The 16,856-nt window shown below is 65.1% G+C and carries 18 protein-coding genes; 10 read left to right on the forward strand and 8 right to left on the reverse strand.

Annotated elements, in window-relative coordinates; all coding sequences use genetic code 11:
* Positions 1–98: 98 nt before the first annotated feature.
* On the reverse strand, positions 99–863 hold the full coding sequence (locus AB7G19_RS38600) for a tetratricopeptide repeat protein (protein WP_085400943.1): 765 nt from the start codon (positions 861–863) through the stop codon (positions 99–101).
* Between the two features lie 118 nt (positions 864–981).
* Here AB7G19_RS38600 and AB7G19_RS38605 point away from each other — a divergent pair, with 118 nt between their 5' ends.
* Both AB7G19_RS38605 and AB7G19_RS38610 read left to right on the forward strand, forming a co-directional pair.
* Positions 982–2,559 (forward strand): cation:proton antiporter, encoded by a 1,578-nt coding sequence (locus tag AB7G19_RS38605; protein WP_085400941.1) that lies wholly within the window; start codon positions 982–984, stop codon positions 2,557–2,559.
* A gap of 86 nt (positions 2,560–2,645) precedes the next feature.
* The gene (locus AB7G19_RS38610; RefSeq protein ID WP_085400939.1) at positions 2,646–3,416 is read left to right on the forward strand and encodes a hypothetical protein; all 771 of its coding nucleotides are present in this window, start codon (positions 2,646–2,648) and stop codon (positions 3,414–3,416) included.
* A 166-nt stretch (positions 3,417–3,582) separates the two neighbouring features.
* On the opposite strand, the gene AB7G19_RS38615 is transcribed toward AB7G19_RS38610, so the two are convergent.
* The 5 genes from AB7G19_RS38615 to AB7G19_RS38635 form a co-directional block, all read right to left on the reverse strand.
* Positions 3,583–4,389 (reverse strand): SDR family NAD(P)-dependent oxidoreductase, encoded by an 807-nt coding sequence (locus AB7G19_RS38615; RefSeq protein WP_085400938.1) that lies wholly within the window; start codon positions 4,387–4,389, stop codon positions 3,583–3,585.
* A gap of 46 nt (positions 4,390–4,435) precedes the next feature.
* The gene (locus tag AB7G19_RS38620; RefSeq protein ID WP_167768178.1) at positions 4,436–4,813 is read right to left on the reverse strand and encodes a DUF1850 domain-containing protein; all 378 of its coding nucleotides are present in this window, start codon (positions 4,811–4,813) and stop codon (positions 4,436–4,438) included.
* On the reverse strand, positions 4,810–6,918 hold the full coding sequence (locus AB7G19_RS38625; protein WP_085400935.1) for a TRAP transporter permease: 2,109 nt from the start codon (positions 6,916–6,918) through the stop codon (positions 4,810–4,812). The genes AB7G19_RS38620 and AB7G19_RS38625 overlap by 4 nt, the downstream gene beginning before the upstream one ends.
* A 187-nt stretch (positions 6,919–7,105) precedes the next feature.
* On the reverse strand, positions 7,106–8,053 hold the full coding sequence (locus AB7G19_RS38630) for a TAXI family TRAP transporter solute-binding subunit (protein ID WP_441268785.1): 948 nt from the start codon (positions 8,051–8,053) through the stop codon (positions 7,106–7,108).
* 210 nt (positions 8,054–8,263) lie between these two features.
* Entirely contained in the window at positions 8,264–8,743 is a 480-nt protein-coding gene (locus AB7G19_RS38635) for a hypothetical protein (protein WP_085400933.1), read from the reverse strand.
* A 197-nt stretch (positions 8,744–8,940) separates the two neighbouring features.
* On the opposite strand from AB7G19_RS38635, the gene AB7G19_RS38640 reads away from it, so the two are divergent.
* Entirely contained in the window at positions 8,941–9,249 is a 309-nt protein-coding gene (locus AB7G19_RS38640) for a hypothetical protein (protein ID WP_085400981.1), read from the forward strand.
* 172 nt (positions 9,250–9,421) lie between these two features.
* Here AB7G19_RS38640 and AB7G19_RS38645 read toward each other — a convergent pair whose 3' ends face one another.
* Positions 9,422–10,636, reverse strand: a complete 1,215-nt coding sequence (locus tag AB7G19_RS38645; RefSeq protein WP_085400931.1) for a hypothetical protein — start codon at positions 10,634–10,636, stop codon at positions 9,422–9,424.
* A gap of 56 nt (positions 10,637–10,692) precedes the next feature.
* Positions 10,693–11,319, reverse strand: a complete 627-nt coding sequence (locus tag AB7G19_RS38650; protein ID WP_085400930.1) for an NUDIX hydrolase — start codon at positions 11,317–11,319, stop codon at positions 10,693–10,695.
* Between the two features lie 71 nt (positions 11,320–11,390).
* On the opposite strand from AB7G19_RS38650, the gene AB7G19_RS38655 reads away from it, so the two are divergent.
* From AB7G19_RS38655 to AB7G19_RS38685, 7 genes are all read left to right on the forward strand, one after another.
* Positions 11,391–11,816, forward strand: coding sequence for a PaaI family thioesterase (locus AB7G19_RS38655; protein ID WP_063986737.1), 426 nt, complete (start codon positions 11,391–11,393; stop codon positions 11,814–11,816).
* 305 nt (positions 11,817–12,121) lie between these two features.
* Complete coding sequence (locus AB7G19_RS38660) at positions 12,122–13,132, forward strand: aldo/keto reductase (protein WP_085400928.1); 1,011 nt, start codon at positions 12,122–12,124, stop codon at positions 13,130–13,132.
* Between the two features lie 12 nt (positions 13,133–13,144).
* Entirely contained in the window at positions 13,145–14,461 is a 1,317-nt protein-coding gene (locus AB7G19_RS38665; RefSeq protein WP_085400926.1) for a tetratricopeptide repeat protein, read from the forward strand.
* 202 nt (positions 14,462–14,663) lie between these two features.
* On the forward strand, positions 14,664–15,239 hold the full coding sequence (locus AB7G19_RS38670) for a hypothetical protein (RefSeq protein ID WP_071917092.1): 576 nt from the start codon (positions 14,664–14,666) through the stop codon (positions 15,237–15,239).
* A 55-nt stretch (positions 15,240–15,294) separates the two neighbouring features.
* Positions 15,295–15,642, forward strand: coding sequence for a DUF3088 domain-containing protein (locus AB7G19_RS38675; protein ID WP_085400925.1), 348 nt, complete (start codon positions 15,295–15,297; stop codon positions 15,640–15,642).
* A gap of 171 nt (positions 15,643–15,813) precedes the next feature.
* Entirely contained in the window at positions 15,814–16,389 is a 576-nt protein-coding gene (locus AB7G19_RS38680; protein WP_085400923.1) for a cysteine hydrolase family protein, read from the forward strand.
* A gap of 121 nt (positions 16,390–16,510) precedes the next feature.
* Positions 16,511–16,831, forward strand: coding sequence for a hypothetical protein (locus AB7G19_RS38685; protein WP_085400922.1), 321 nt, complete (start codon positions 16,511–16,513; stop codon positions 16,829–16,831).
* The last annotated feature ends 25 nt before the right edge of the window (positions 16,832–16,856 follow it).

The following is a 16,856-nucleotide window of genomic DNA, read 5'->3' on the forward strand; positions in this document are numbered from 1 at the left end:
TCGCGGCGGGCGAGGAATGGGTTCAATTCGGGCCTGTTAGGGACGCACGGGCGCCTGCACTCCCTCGCCCGGTTTGCGGGGAGAGGCGAAGGAAGCCCTCAATACCCGTCCACCCCGTTGATCCGCTGCAGCCGCTCCTGCATCGCCTTCTTCAGATCGTACCCGGCCCGCCCATAACCAGCATTGCGGCGGGCAATGAATTCGTCCTGCTCGCGCTGAAGTGCCTTGGCTTCCGCAGGATTGCGCGCCTCCCGGACCACGCGGGCATTCGATGCAAAAATCTCCCGATCGAGATCGGCGAGCTCGCGGTTGGCGCAGATCGCCTTCTCGACCGCCCGGGCCGCACTCTTGCAATTGAAGCTTGGCTTGCCGGCCACAGCCATCTGCGCGCCGATCCGCTCGAGCTCGCGCGCCATCGCCTTGTGATTGGCCTTGGCCTTCTCGTGGTTCGGATCAATCTTCAGTGCGGCGCCGAAATCCTGCACCGCCTTCGGCTTGTCGCCCTTCTTCAGCCAGAGCTCGCCGCGGGCGTTGAAGAGGTCGGCCAGGGTCGGATCGAGTTGAAGAGCGCGGCTGTCGTCGGCGATCGCACGGTCGACCTGGTCATGCCGCGCATAAAGCGCGCCGCGCGCGACCAGCGCCTTGACCAGGTCCGCCTTGGCCGTCTTCTCGTTGTCGATGACGGAGGCGCAGGCGGAGCCGGCCTTGTCCATGTCGTCGGCGGCAGCAGCAGCGAGGCACGGCGCGACATCGACCTGCACGACGGCGGCGGGCTCGCCGCCGGTCGCGGCACGGGCCGCCCCGAGCGAAAGCGCAAAGAGCGCCACCGCACCGGACAATCGAATGAGATTTTGAGAACGCATGCTAGCTGCAGTCGGAAAGTCTTGGCTTGAATCTTGGCCTGGGTCTTGGCTTGGGTCTTGGCTTGAGCCTTGCCTTGAGGGTGCACTATCCATCATACGGCCGGATTGGTGCTAGCTTGTGGCACAGCCAAAATCGGTTTCGGGGATCAACGTGTCGACATTCGAATGGATCATCGTGCTTCTGCTCGGCGCCGTTGCATTATCGGCGCTGGCGCGGCGGATCAAGGTCCCCTACCCGACCTTTCTCGCCATCGGCGGCGCGCTGATCGCGTTCGTGCCGAACAGCCCGTCCTGGACGCTCGAACCCGACCTGGCATTGGCGCTTTTTGTCGCACCGGTGCTGATGGATGCCGCCTTCGACACCTCGCTGCGCGATCTCCGCAACAACTGGGTTCCGGTCTCGACCCTGGTGGTCGCCGCGGTCGGCCTGACCACGGTCGGCGTGGCCTTCGTCGCGCACCGGCTGATGCCTGACATGCCCTGGGCCGCCGCCATTGCGCTCGGCGCCATCGTGGCCCCGCCGGATGCGGCGGCCGCGGTCGCGATCCTGAGCCAGGTCAAGCTGCCCTATCGCATGGTGAAGGTGCTGGAAGGCGAGAGCCTGCTCAACGACGCCAGCGCGCTTCTGATCTATCGCATCGCGGTCGGCGCTGTCGTCATGGAGCATCTGAAATGGAGCGAGGTCGCGCCGACGATTGCACTCGGGCTGGTCGGCAGCGTCCTCGCCGGTCTTTTGGCCGGGCGCATCATCCCGCTGTTCCTGGAACGCGTGAAGGAAGCGCCGAGCGCGATCATCGTGCAGTTCGCCACCACCTTCATGGTCTGGATCGCAGCCGAGCATCTCGGCCTCTCCGGCATCCTCACCATCGTCGTCTACGCCATCACCGTCGCGCGCACCGCGGGGGCGCGCATGCCGGCGCGGTTGCGGGTGCCGTCCTATGCGGTCTGGGAGACGATGGTGTTCGTGCTCAACGTGCTCGCCTTCATGCTGATCGGCATGCAGATGCGGCCGATCTGGACGCGGCTCGACGCGGAGGTCCGCTGGGAATATTGCGTGGCGGCCGCCTGGATCCTGCTCACAGTGGTCCTGGTGCGGCTTGCCTGGATCACGTTCTACCGCGCGACGCTGCGCGTCCTGATCGCGCACGGGCTCTATCATCCGAAGGATCCCAAGCAGGTTGCCTCGCCGAAGGGTGGCCTCATCATCTCCTGGTGCGGCATGCGCGGTCTCGTCACGCTCGCCACCGCCTTCGCCCTGCCGGAAAGCTTCCCCTATCGCGACTTCATCGTCTTCATCGCCTTTGCGGTGGTGCTGGGCTCGCTGGTCATCCAGGGCCTGACGCTGCGGCCGCTGATTCTCGCCTTCGGCCTCAAGGACGACGATCCCGTCGGTATCGAGGTCGCGCGCGCCCGCGCAGTCGCCTATCGCGCCGCGCTCGATGCGATCGAGGACGATCCGTCGGAGGAGGCGGAAATCCTGCGGCTCGAATACCGCGCCATCCTGATGCAGGCCGACGACGATCCGCACGGCGGCATCGCCAGCGGCGAATTGCCCGCCGATCCGCTGCGCCGCCGCGCCATCGAGGCCGCGCGCAAATCGATCCTCGGCCTTCGCGATACCGAAGTGATCGGCGACGACGCGTTTCACCGGATCGAGGAAGAGCTCGATCGCGCAGAGTTGAGCGCGGGCGGTTAAACTCCGCTCGAGCGTTGAGCGGCGTCCCGGCCTATCCAGGTGGTCAGGAGCTTGAACCAAACACCGCCTCTCCAGACTCATTCCAGATGACGACCTTGATCGACGACCGTCGTGTACGCGCGCGTGATGCGTCGCCTGCACGATATTTTTATCTCAATATGGCACTGGCCTGCGCGGCCACCGCGTTTCTCGGCTTCGCGCCGACCTATTTCGTACCGCTCGCGCAGCGGACGTTTTCCGCGAGCCCGGTGATTCATTTTCACGGACTCCTGTTCTTCACCTGGTCTCTCTATTTCGTGATCCAGACCTGGCTCGCGGCGTCGGGCCGCGTGGTCAATCACCGCGCGCTCGGGATTGCCGGCGTGTCGCTTGCGACCGCGATGACGATCTTCGGCTTCCTCGCCTCGGTGCACGTGATGCAGCACGCCGCCGCACTTGGGCAGAAGGATGCCGGCATCGGCTTCTCGATCGTGCCGATGAGCGGCATCGCGTTCTTCGCGGTGGTGTTCGTGCTCGCGATCATCAACACGCGAAAGCCCGAGATTCACAAGCGCCTTATGCTGCTTGCCGCGGTCTCGATCCTCGACGCCGCGATCGCGCGCTGGTTCATTACCTTCCTCGCGCCTCCCGGACCGCCCGGCCCGCCGCCGGTGCCCGTCACGATCGCCCCGGCCGTGGTCGCTTCGCTCCTGCTCGTCGTCGCTATGGTGCGCGACTGGCGCACCGATGGCCGCGTGCACCCGGTCTACATCTACGGTACGCTCGCGCTGCTGGCGGTGAAGGTGCTGAACTGGCCGATCAGCGAGAGTGCGGCGTGGCATTCGTTTGCCGGAGGCATCCTGGCGCTGGCGCAGTAGTCACCGCTGTCGTCCCGGACAAGCGCAGCGCAGATCCGGGATCCATAGCCACAGGACGTGGTTTGGCGAAGACTCGGAGTTGCTAGCTCGCGCGGCAACTTCGTCCTGTGGCTATGGGTCCCGGGTTCGCGCTTTGCGCGTCCCGGGACGACGAAGGAAATTGGAGCTACGCCCCCGCCTTGCACGTGATCCCGCCGTCGACCACCAGCTCGATCCCCGTCACATATTTCGACTCGTCCGACGCCAGGAACAGCGCGGCATTGGCGACGTCCCAGGCCTCGCCCATGTGCCCCATCGGCACCTGCGCATCGCGCGCGCGCCACATCGCTTCGACGTCGCCCTTGGCGTAGCTGTTCGCGAGACCCGCGGAATGCTCCACCATCGGCGTCTTCATCAGGCCGGGCAGGATTGCATTCACCCGCACATGGTTCTTCGCGAACTCGATCGCGGTGGAGCGCGTCAGCTGGTTCATTGCCGCCTTGCTGGCGTTGTAGCTGACATAGGAAATCCCGACATGCCGGATCGAGGCGATCGAGGAGATGTTGATGATCGAGCCGCCGCCCTGCTTCACCATCACGGGGACGATGTGCTTCATGGCGAGATAGGCGCTCTTGAGGTTGACAGTGAAGACGCGGTCCCAGCTCTCCTCGGCGACCTCGACCACGCTGCCCATCTCGGCGATGCCGACATTGTTGTCGAGCACATCGATGCGGCCATAGGCTTTCAGGCACGCCGCCACCATCGCCTCGATCTCGCTCGCGCGCGAGACGTCCGCGGTGAAGGCAGTCGCATTGCCGCCCTCACCCGTGATGATCTTCGCGGTCTCCTCGGCTGCGGCACCGTTGCGATCGACGCAAAACACCTGCGCGCCCTCGCGCGCAAAGGTCACCGCGGTCGCCTTGCCGTTGCCCCAGCCGGGCCCGATCGAGCCGGCGCCCACCACCATCGCAACCTTGCCCTTGAGCCGATCCATCGCGTGTCTCCCGTGTTGTTGTTAATTGTAGCCCGGGCGTGGCGAGCTACGGATCGTTACAGACCTTCATCGTGGTGACGTTAGCACCGATGGGATGCCCGACAATCTCCGAAAGAGTCCGGCAGCTTCCATCATGGCATAACCGCCATTCCCCGGCCGCGCCGGAATTGCCAAGCACGACCTCCTGCATCGGTGCACGCTGCGGCTGCCATTGAAACCAGCCGTCGACGAGGCGCGCCTCGGGCGGCGGCTCCATGCCGGGCCCGGTGCCTTTGACCCGCGCCTGCACCAGGTCGAGGCCGGCAGGCGTGACGCGCCAGTCCTCCTGCCAGTCGACCTTCGCGATCGAATGCGTCCACACCAGCGTGAAGGCGGAAAGCGCCAGCGCTTTCACGCCACCCGCTGTTGCGAAGCAGAGGCTCACGCGGCTTCGACGACGGCGGGCGGACGCTGCCGCCACTGCCACAGCAAGAGCGCGGCGGAGAGCACGAAGCCGGCGGTGTCGCTGAAGGCGAAGTCACCGAGCAGGCAGAGCGCGGCTCCGAGCGCGAGCACGCGTTCGAGCAGCGTCATGCGCGTGAACAGAAAACCGATCGCGACCATGCCGAACAGGCCGATCGCCACCAGCGCCTTGAAGGTCGCGAGCGCCACCGCACCATAGAAGCCGAGCTTGGCCGCCATGGGATCGCCGGCCTGCAGCATCAGCGCCGGCGAATAGACGAAGATGAACGGAATGACGTAGCCGGCTAGCGCGATACGCATCGCCTCCCAGCCGATCTTGTCCGGATTCTCCTTCGCGATCGGCGCCGCCGCCAATGCGGCGAGTGCCACCGGCGGCGAGAGGTCGGCCATGATGCCGTAATAGAACGCGAACATGTGGCTCGCGATCAGGGGCACGCCGAGCTTCGCCAGCGCCGGCGCGGCGAGCGCGGCGGTGATGATGTAGGTCGGGATGGTCGGAATGCCGGTGCCGAGCAGGATCGACAGCAGCATGGTCATGATCAACGCCAGGAACAGGCTCTTCTCGCCGAGACCGATCACCCAGCTGCCAAAAATGGTGCCGACGCCGGTCTGCGACATCATGCCGATGATGACGCCGACGATGGCGCAGGCCATACCCACCGTAATCGCCGACTTCGCACTCTCGGCCAGCGCATTGCGGCATTCGCGCAAGGCCGCGAACCCGCCGCGCACGAACGCCGTGATCACGATCAGCCCGACGACGACGCTCGCGACCGGCACGATCTGGAGACCGTCGCGCGACAGCGCGCCGACGACGAGCGCAAGTCCGATCCAGAAGATGGAGCGGACGACCATCGAGGAGGCGCCGGCCGTGATGCTGGCGCCGAGGATCAGTGTCACCGTGAGCGCAAGGCCCATGCTGCCAGCATAGAGCGGCGTAAAGCCCTCGAACAGCATGTAGACGAGCGCCGCGAGCGGCAGCACGAGATACCAACGCGTCACCAGCGCCTTCCAGGCGCTCGGAATCTCCGAGCGCTTCATGCCGACGAGGCCGTGCTTGCCGGCTTCCAGATGCACCATCCAGAAGGCGGACGCGAAATAGAGGATGGCGGGGATCGCCGCCGCCTTGACGATTTCCGAGTACTGGACGCCGAGCGTCTCCGCCATGATGAAGGCGACCGCGCCCATCACCGGCGGCATGATCTGCCCGCCCATCGAGGCCGTCGCCTCGACACCGGCGGCAAAGGCGCGGCGATAGCCGAACCTGATCATCAGCGGAATCGTGAACTGGCCGACGGTGACGACGTTGGCGACGCCGGAGCCGGAGATGGTGCCCATCATGCCCGAGGCGAACACCGCAACCTTCGCAGGTCCGCCGCGCGTCCTGCCGAACAGGCCGAGCGAGACATCGGTGAAGAGCTGGATCATGCCGGCGCGTTCCAGGAACGAGCCGAACAGGATGAACAGGAAGATGTAGGTCGCCGAGACGTAGATCGGCACGCCGTAAAAACCTTCGGTGCCGAACGACAGATGCGTGACGATCTGGTCGAAGTCGTAGCCGCGATGGTTGAGCGGCGACGGCAGATATTGCCCGAAGAACCAGTAGACGAGACACGCGCCGCACATCAGCGGTAGCGCCGCGCCCATCAGGCGCCGCGTGCCCTCGAAGATCAGCACCGCGAGCAGCGTGCCGACCGCGAGATCGAGCCGCGTCGGATCGCCGTCGCGCGCAATCAGGTCGGCATAGAAGATCCATTGATAGAGGCCGCAGAAGAAGCCGGCGCCGCCGATCACCCAGCCAAGCGCGCGACCGACATCGCTCTTCGCGGTGAAGTTGGCGATCAGGCCGAAAGTGAGGAGAACGAGGAAACCGACATGTACCCCGCGCACCACCTGGCTCGGCAGATAGTTGAAGGCGGCGACATAGAGCTGGAAGGTGGCGAAGGCAATGCCGATCCAGTAGGCGAGAGTGCCCCACCAGCCCGGACCAAAACCTTCCGGAAAACCGTGCTCGAAATTGTCGAATTCAACCTTGATAGGCCCTGCGGAGCCCTCTGCCTGCAACATCGATATGTCCCCGAGCCCTTATGGTGCGTCATTATAACATTGGCAGTGCCACCGCACGCGTCATGGCCGGGCTTGTCCCGGCCATCCACGGCCTACGGTGTCGCCAAGAACGTGGATGCCCGGGACATCTGCGCGAAGACGCGCTTCGCGCTTTTGCCCGGGCATGACGACACGAATGGAGCTGATCTTACTTGATCAGCCCTTTTTCCTTGTAATAGCGGATCGCGCCGGGATGCAGCGGAACCGGGCTGCCGGTGGCGGCCGCCTCGAGCTTGATCTCCTTGCCCGCGGCATGGGCGTTCTGCAATTCGGGCAGCGACTCGAAGATCAGCTTGGTCATCTGGTAGGCGAGGTCGTCCGACACCGCGGAGCTCGTCACGAGATAGTTGACCACGGCCGCGGTCGGCACGTCCTTCTCCTGGCCGGTATAGGTATTGGCCGGAATGATTGCCGAGATGAAGGGCGGGCCGATCTTGTCGATGGTCTCCTTCGGCACCGACACCACGGTGATCGAGGCCGAACTCGAGAGATCCTTCAGCGAGGCGACGCCAAGGCCGGCCGATTGAAGCGTCGCGCCCAACTGGCGGTTCTTCATGAGGTCGACGGATTCGGCGAACGGCAGATATTCGACCTTGCCGAGGTCCTTATAGGTCATACCTGCGGCCGCGAGGATCGCACGGGAATTGAGCTCGGTGCCCGACTTCGGCGCGCCGACCGAGAGGCTCTTGCCCTTGAGGTCTGCGAGCGTCTTGATGCCCGATTCGGCGGTCGCGACAATCTGGATGTAGTTCGGATAGATCGCGCCGATGGTGCGCAGCTTGTCCAGCTTGGACTTGAAGCCGGCTTCCTCGTCGCCCTCCCAGGCGGCTTTGAGCGAGTCACCCAGCGTGAACGCAATTTCACCGCGGCCCTGCTGGAGCAGGATCAGGTTCTCGACCGACGCCTTGGTGGCCTGCACCTGCGTCTTCACATTCGGAATCTTGTCGCCGTAGATCTTTCCGATCGCGACCCCGAGCGGATAGTAGACGCCGGAGGTGCCGCCGGTCAGCACGTTGATGAAGGATTGCGCATGCGCGCAAGGTGCCGACGCCGCCAGGGCAAGAGCCGCGGCCGCGCCGAAAATCGTCCGTTTCATGGTTGTTGTACTCCCCAAACCGGCCGGGAAATTGGCCGGATGGGGGAAGCGGGTCAACCCATCCAAAAGTCACAACAGGACTGCGGTAAACGGCTGACCCGGCTCGATTTTTGGGGAACCCGCGGGTGCGGCGAGGTGGCGCAATCAGGGTCTGGCGCGTGTCTCGCCCTCGCCGGCAAGCCTTACTGGCAAGCTCTTGCTGGCAAGCCCTTATTGGAAGGTCATGTCCAGGCACTTGGAGATGTCGGAGCCGAGGCCGGAGGAGATGATGATGCAGCCGCGCACCTTCTGCGCGGTGACGTCGGCGGCCCAGACCGAATAGCCGCCGGGGCCGAAGAACGAGTTGGTGTTCGGCGGTTCGGTCTCGGTCGCGTCGAAATCGTATTTGCCGTCGGTCTCGAAGATGCGCGGCTTCTTGGTGCAGCCGCCGTCGGTCTGGACGTTGATGACTTCCTTGTTGTCGCGGGTCAGCGCCAGCGAGACCTGGCAGCGGAAATATTCCGAGGTCTTGGTGTTGAACAGGTAGGTGTAAGACTTGCAGGTCGCGGTGTTCAGCTTGCCCGGGGCGAGGCCACGGCTGCACGAAATCCGCTGGTTGTGGCTGAGTTGGTAGTCATCCGCCCGGGCGACGGGCGCCAGCGCCGTCACCAACAGCGCGGCGGCTGAGCAGGCTTTCACGACTTGGTTCATCCGAATCATCCCCCTACCAATATTTTTGTCGAATTGCGTTCTAGACTGAAAGCGGAACATAGTCGCGCGGGGACGAAGGGAAAATCACAAACTGCTGGGCAGGACGTGATGCGCTGCGGCGCTTTCGCAAATTGACCTGTAAACGCCGTTCGTGATTTGTTCAAGATGGCAACCCCAACGATGGGGAGGATGGGATGATGGCATTTTCAACGAAGACATTTGCACTTGCACTCACAGCAACGCTCGGCGCATTCAGCGCACCCGCATTGGCGCAGACCGCGGCAACGCCCTGGGAGCTCAAGCCCGACACCGGCTATGCCTATGACAAGGACGGCAAGACCTTCTCCTACAAGATGGGCACCAACAATGCCGGTGAACTCCTGAAGGGCGCCAAGAAGGTGCCGAAAGGCACGCTGTTCTTCATCGGCCACAACGGCCAGCTCTACATGCGCAGCGGCCCGTATCTCGAAGGCGACGGCAAGTTCAAGTTCGGGTCGGATCAGTAAGGGGCGACGGCCAACCCAAGCACTCGGTGTCATCACCCGCCTTGTGCGCGCTTGCGCACTGGGGCGGGTGATCCAGTATTCCAGAGGCCGTTGTGCTTCAATCGAGAGGCTGCGGCGTACTGGATGCCCCGGTCAAGCCGGGGCATGACAGCGGAGGATGTGGCAGCGAGGACTAGAACGCCCCCGCCAGCTCCCGTGCGCCGGCATTGTTGCTGTTCGAGTCCATCCGCGTATCCGTCACCGCCAGCAGCTTGGCCACCGTGTTGTGGCGGATCGCGACCGGGTTGCGCTCGTAGCCGCCGCGCTGGAAGAAGTTCGAGGTCGGCACCTGCTCGCGCATCGCCTGCGGCATCGTCACCATGTCGAGGCCGGTGCCGTCGCCGGTGAGGTTCATCATCTCGAGCTCGGCGGCGGTGAGCGGCCGGGTGTAGCCCTTGGTGCGCGCGAACAGCACCGAAGTCAAAAGCTTATGGGTTTGCAGCATCGGGCCGATATCGATGTCCAGCACCATGGCATGCATGGCCCAGCCCTGCGCGGTGTTGCCGATCTTCTCGTGCTCCGACCAGGTGTCCGGCACCGATTTCGCCTGCGCCACCATCTTCTTCAGCACGGCAAGCTTGTGCTCGAGCGGCTGGCGCGCCGGCCCGGACGTCCGCGCCACCTTGTCGGAAAGCGCGCGGATGAGTTCATGGCCCTGCTCGGCCAGCAGCTCGACGCTGTTGGTGGTCAGGAGCTGGTTGTAGCCCATCGCGGTCGAGATCGCGCGCTTGCCGCCATGCTCAATACCCGCCTGCACGTCGTAATTGCCGGTGCCGCCGGTCTCGAACGAATAGACCCGCACCGCCTGCTCGCGCGTCAGCCCCGAGGCGAGCGCGTAGCGCGCATAGGCGCGCTTGAACTCGACCTCGCTGGACGGCCGCTGCGGCGTGAACTGATAGAGCTCGCGTGCCGCCTGCAGGAGATCGGCGACCACCGGTATCGGCTTTCTGGTCGGACGATCCGGCGTTTCTTCCGGCTCCGGATTCACCGGCCGCTTCGGCCCGTTATAGAGCGGCGGATGCTGCAGCACATAATCGTCAAGCGTCACCTGCTGTCCGCTGCGCCGCTTGGCGTTGCGGCCTTTCCGCTTCTCGGAGATCTGGCTCCAATAGGCACCCGCCTCTTCGTCGAAGGCCCCGCGCGCCGCCTGATATTCCTGCAGCTTGCGGCGATATTCGAGCACGGCCGGCGACGCGCCACCCTGCGCAAAGAACTGCGACAGCAACTGGGCCTTGGCATCGCGGACGGCCGGCGGCAGCGCGTCGGCCTCGCCGCCTCGCGCAGTGGGCGCGAGCAGGACGAGCGCGAATGGAACTAGCGCGAGATGTTTTCGAATCGAATGATGCATGCTGCCCTCTTAGCAGGCATCCGGTAACCGTCACGTTAACGCGCCGTTTACCATCGTCACTTCCAGGCGAACACCGGCTGTTCCAGCTCGGTGACGCGGGTGTGACGTCCCGCCAGCACCTCACGGAACTGGTAGATCAGCGCCGCGGTCGGCGCGTGGATCAGGCTCTTCTCGTGATGGAAGCGGATCACGCGGCGGGAGCTTTCGGGAATCGCGATGAAGTCGAACGCGTCTTCGCGCTCGATCGTCGCGAGCGCGATGCGGTGGACCGAGGCGACCTCATCCGGGTTCGGCCGGATCGCGGCACTGTCGGCCGTCCAGACCACCACCGGCGTGATCAGATAGCCGGAGCGAGTCGGATAATCGTCGAGCGTGCCGAGCACCTCCGCATGCGAAAGGCGGAGGCCAAGCTCCTCATCAAGCTCGCGCAGCGCCGCTTCGACCGGCGTCTCGCCGGCATCGCAGCGGCCGCCCGGCAAGGCCCATTGGCCGCGATGGGCGCGCAGGTGTGACGCGCGCAGCGTGAGCAGGAATGCGGTGTCATCGCCGTCACTCGCCGCGGTCAGCGCGACCGCCACCGCGGCGTGCTTCAATGCGGCGGGCGCATCATCCTCCGGCAGGCGCGTGAAGGCCGCGCAGGCAGCCGCGATATTCCGCCGTGTGGCATCGTCGAACGGTCTCATGATGCTTGACTACACCACGTCAGGCCCCGATGAAATGAGCTCGCAAGGCCCGCGCAGCAATGGACGACGACATGACCAACAAGGCCGCCGCAAGGCTCAAATCGGACGGCTGGAGCATCCTGGAGACCACGGGCTTCCTGCACCTGATCGGCCCCTTGTGGGAGCGCAAGGTCGACGGCCATTACGAATTCGCGCTCGCCACCGAGGACAAGCACCACAATCGCCGCGGCATGGTCCAGGGCGGCGTGATGATGACGTTCGCGGACCGCACCTGCGGCATGACCGCCCGCTACGTTTCCGGCAAGGAATTCATGGCGACGGTGCAGCTCGACACCCATTTCGTCGAGGCCGGGCAGATCGGCGACATCCTGATCTCCCGCCCCCGCGTGGTGCGCTCGACGCGCAGCCTCATCTTCATGAGCACCGAAGTCACCGTCGACGGCCGCTGCATCGTGATGGCGAATGGCGTGTTCAAGATCTTGAAGGGGCCGGGGTAGCGGCGCGCGGTCGGGCTGCCGCTCCAACCACACCCACCGCCGTCATTCCCGGCGAAAGCGGGGAATCCAGTACGCCGCGGCCTATCGGTTCAATCTTTGCCTCCTCGGAATACTGGATCGCCCGATCAAGTCGGGCGATGACAGCTGAGAGTTTGGCAAGCGGCCTCCCCAATCTCGTCATTGCGAGCGCAGCGAAGCAATCCAGTATCTCTCCGCGGATGCATCTCTGGATTGCTTCGCTGCGCTCGCAATGACGGAATTAGCTGGCTATGCTGCCAGCTTCGATAGCGTTGAGGAAACAGCCCATGCAATACCGCCAGCTCGGCCGCACCGGCCTGAAAGTCTCGCCGATCTGTCTGGGCACCATGATGTTCGGCGGGCCGACCGATGAAGCCGCATCAAACCGGATCATCGCGAAAGCGCATGAGGCCGGGATCAATTTCATCGACACGGCGGATGCCTATTCGAAGGGCGCATCCGAGGAGGTCGTCGGCCGCGCCATCGGCAACAACCGGCACGCCTGGGTGCTCGCCACAAAACTCGCCAACCCCATGGGTGACGATCCCAACCGTGTCGGCCTGTCGCGGCGCTGGGTGTTGCAGGCCGCCGATGAGAGCCTGAAGCGGCTCGGCACCGACCACATCGACATCTACTATCTGCACAAGGAAGACCATGCGACACCGCTGGAGGAGACGGTGCGCGCGATGGGCGATCTGATCCGCGCCGGCAAGGTGCGCTATTTCGGCGTCTCGAACTACCGCGCCTGGCGCGTCGCCGAGATCTGCAACATCTGCGACCGGCTCGGCATCGACCGGCCCGCGGTGAGCCAGCCCTATTACAACGCGATGAATCGCATGCCGGAGGTCGAGCACTTCCCGGCCTGTTCCTACTACGGCCTCGGCATCGTGCCCTACAGCCCGCTGGCGCGCGGCGTGCTCACCGGCAAGTACAAGCCCGACGCCGCGCCGGACAAGGAGACACGCGCCGGCCGCAACGACACCCGCATGATGCAGACGGAATGGCGACCGGAATCGCTCCAGCTCGCGCAGGAGATCAAGACCCACGCCGAGAAGAAAGGCATCACCGCCGGCCAGTTCGCGGTCGCCTGGGTGCTGAACTCCGCCTTTGTCAGCTCGATCGTCGCCGGCCCACGCACCGAGGAGCAGTGGGACGGCTACATCCGCGCGCTCGACTACCGCTTCACGGCGAATGACGAGGCGCTGATCGACCGGCTGGTCGTGCCGGGCCATCCCTCGACGCCGGGCTACAACGACCCCGCCTATCCGATCGAGGGACGCCGCGCGCGGACGGCTTGAGAGCTGAAGACGATGACGGCGCACGAAGACCGCTACGGCCTTTCACTCTCGACGTCTTCGCACGAGGCGGCAAGCGCCTATCGCGAAGGCGTCGATCTCATGCTGGCCGGTTGGACCGGTACGGCGGAGGCGCTGGAACGCGCGATTGCGGCCGATCCGGATTTCGCGCTTCCCCATATCGCCCGCGCCCGCGTGCATGCCTTCTATCAGCAGGGCGACCTCGCGCGGCAGAAGGCGGCACGCGCGCGCGAGCTCACAGCGAAACGCGGCACGGAGCGCGAGCGCTCGCATGTCGAGACGCTGGCGCTTGCGATCGAGGGCCGGCTGCCCGAGGCCATCGCATCGACGCTGAAGCATGTCGAGAGCTGGCCGCGCGACGCTGTGGTGCTGTCGCTGCCGCTCGGCGCGTTCGGCCTGTTCGCGTTTTCCGGCATGCCCGATCACGACCGCGCCCGGCACGAGCTGTGCGAGCGCGTCGCGCAGCATTATGGCGAGGACTGGTGGTTTCTCACCATGTCCGGCTGGGCGATGACGGAGAATGGCGACGTCGCGCGCGGCCGCGGCGTCACCGAGCGCGGTTTTGACCTGCGCCGCCAGAATGCCCACGCCGCGCACGCCGTGCTGCATGCGATGTTCGAGGACGGCTCGATCGACGCGGCTGACCGTCTCGTCGACGCATGGATCCCCTCTTACGACCGTACCGGCATCCTGCACGGCCATATTCGCTGGCACCAGGCGCTCGGCGCGCTCGAGCATGGCGATGCGGCGCGCGCGCTTGCGATCTATGCCGACGTACTTCGGCCCTCCGCCACGAAGGCGCCGCCGCTCAACGTCGTCACCGACGGCGCCTCGCTGCTCTGGCGCCTGTCGGCTTACGGCCACACCGTGCCGGAAGCGCTCTGGCTCGAGGCCGATGCCACCGCGCAAAAACTGTTTCCAAAATCGAGCCTGCCCTTTGCCGACGTCCACATGGCACTGTTCGCTGCGGCGACGCAGAACCAGGAGGCGCTCGCCGCGCGCCTCGCGGCGATCGAGCAGCGGCTCGGCGACGGCAGGCTGCCGGCCGGTCCCGTGGTGCCGGCAATCTGCCGTGCGCTCGTGGCCTTTGCCCGCGAGGATTACACCTCATGCGTGCGAACGCTCGGGCCCGTCCTCGGCGAGGTCGTGCGCATCGGCGGCAGCCATGCCCAGCGCGAACTGATCGAGGATACCTACATCGTCGCGCTCATGCGCAGCGGCGAGCTGCCCCGCGCCCGCGCGCTGCTCGACGCCCGCCTGCACCGCCGGCCCTCGCTTCGCGATACGCGCTGGCAGGCGGCGACCGTTTAGCTCTGCCACGAAAAAAACATCGGTCTGGCAGCAAGTGGCCTGCTAGGACGGGATGGGGCGATCGGATGAATCGCCGATGGGTGGTGCGGTGGTATTCCAGTCGGGTTTAGCTGAACAAACGGGATCGCAACCAATTTGTGGTTCGCTCGTTGTTGAGCGGAACTTTTCCGCCGCCGTGGCCCCCTGGCATACGAGCCTGATGATGCGCCTCCGCCGACCGGTCCTCGCCGCGGCCCTCGCGACTCTCGCAAGCCCTTGTTTTGCCGAGTCTTCCGCGCCCATCCCCGTCAACAACCCGCCGGCGCAGAACGCCTTCATCGACCTGCTGGCGCTGATGTCGGGCCACTGCAAGACGCTGAAGGTCGCGGGGCGCACCTTCGCGTGCAAGACGGTGGCTTACGCCCATGGTGACAAGGGCCGGGTCAATTTCGCGGTCGCCGTCGACGATCCCTCCGACGCCAACCATGTCGTGTCGTTCTCCGGCGAGAACGGCCAGCGCGCGGACGACAATTCCTACGAGCTGCGAATCGACCGCATGCTGCTCAATTCCAAGGACCGGCCCAAGGTCGACGGCCTGCCGGTGCCGGCCGAGCAGACCTCGACCGGCGTCTGCCGCCAGACCGGCAATTTCGCCGCAAGGAAGGTGACGGACGTCACCTGCACGGCGACCGACAGCGAGGGCCGCCGATACGAGCTGCTGTTCGTCTCCGACGGCAAGCCGGTGAGCGTACGTCGCATCCGGCAATCGTCGCCATCGATCCAGGATCCGTTCAAGTAACGGCATCATCCGCTGCTGCCGGCATGTATGATCGCGCCATGCTTTGGAGCGATTCATGACGCGCGACCGCCTGTTTCTGCTGCGCCCTGGCTTCGAGGACCCCGCCTTTCCGGGTCAGCGCTTCTATTGCTGGCATTGCGCGCTGATCGAGGGCGTGCTCGCCTCGTTTCCGCAGCTCGCCGAACAGCTCGACGTTGAGCGCATCGCATGGCCGCGGCCAAGGCTGCCGGTGATCGCGCTGGTCGGCGAGGAGAACCAGTCGCTGCCGCTGCTCGTGCTGGCCGACGGGACGACGTCGCCGCATCAGACCGGCAGTCACCACGGCCGCACCTTCATTGCCGACAAGGACGCGATCCTCGCCGCGCTCACTGAACGCCACGGGTTTCCCGATCCGCATCCGTGAGGGCCGAGCACGCGCGCAGCTCTCCGTGTCCCGGACGCAGTGCGGCGCGTAGCGCCGCTCCGCAGAGCCGGGGCACGAGAGCTGTCGCGAAACGAGGGAAAATCGACATTGCCTGCCACGTCGGTCGCCCCGCATACTTCGCGCAGCAAGCAAGTCTGGAAGCCGCTCCTTATGTCCCACTCCCTCCCCGCCCTCGTCGTCGTCGACGTCCAGCGCGCATTCGACGAATGGGAGGCGGCCGGCAAGCGGCGCAACAATCCGGACGCGGTGGCGCGCATCGCCGATCTGCTGAAGGCATTCAGGAAGCGCGGCGCGCCGATCTTCCACATCCGCCACGAGGGCACGAAGCCGAATTCGTCGTTCCTGCCGCAAAGCTCCGGCTACGCGGTCAAGGACGAGGCGCGCGAAGCGCCGGGCGAGGCGGTGGTCGTCAAGCGCGTCAACAGCGCCTTCATCGGCACCGATCTCGAGACACGCCTGCGCGCAGGCAACATCACGACGCTGGTAATCTGCGGCGCCACCACCAATCATTGCGTCGAGACGACGACGCGGATGGCCGGCAATCTCGGCTTCGACGCGAGCCTCGTGCGCGATGCGACCTGGACCTTCGACCGGATCGGACCAGATGGCGACAAGCATTCGGCTGAAGAAATTCATGCGATGACGCTGTCGAATCTCAACGACGAATTTGCGCGCATCGTCGCCGCCGCCGACGTGATCGCTTCGCTCGAAGCGATGCGACAATAGATCGCGCCACATCATTCACACGTCGATCGGAACTACGTCTGCGTCGTTTCGACGCCCGCACTGGCCGGAACGCAGCGGACAGCCATCTGTTATCACGCGACTTCTCAACTGGAGTGATGACATGAAGTATCTCTTTGTCGCGATGGCTGTAGGTGCTGCGGCGCTCGCCGGCGGATCCACGGCCAACGCGGCGGGCAAGGCCAGCGCGAAGCAGAACGCGCCAGCCGGCCAGTCCACCGACATCAGCGCGCAGCACAGGCACCACCACCACGGCCATCGCCATCACCAATGGCGCCATCACCACCACGGCTATTATCGTCCGCACTACCGGAACTATGGCTATTACCCGCGGCACCACGGCTATTACGGCGGCGGACCGTACGGCTATTATGGTGGCGGAGGTCCCGGCGTGACGTTCAGCTTCGGCGGCGGCCGCTGGTGAGAGTTAAGGCCCGCCTTGTGCGGGC

The sequence above is a fragment of the Bradyrhizobium sp. 215_C5_N1_1 genome (assembly GCF_052075935.1).
Taxonomy (GTDB): Bacteria; Pseudomonadota; Alphaproteobacteria; order Rhizobiales; family Xanthobacteraceae; genus Bradyrhizobium; species Bradyrhizobium barranii.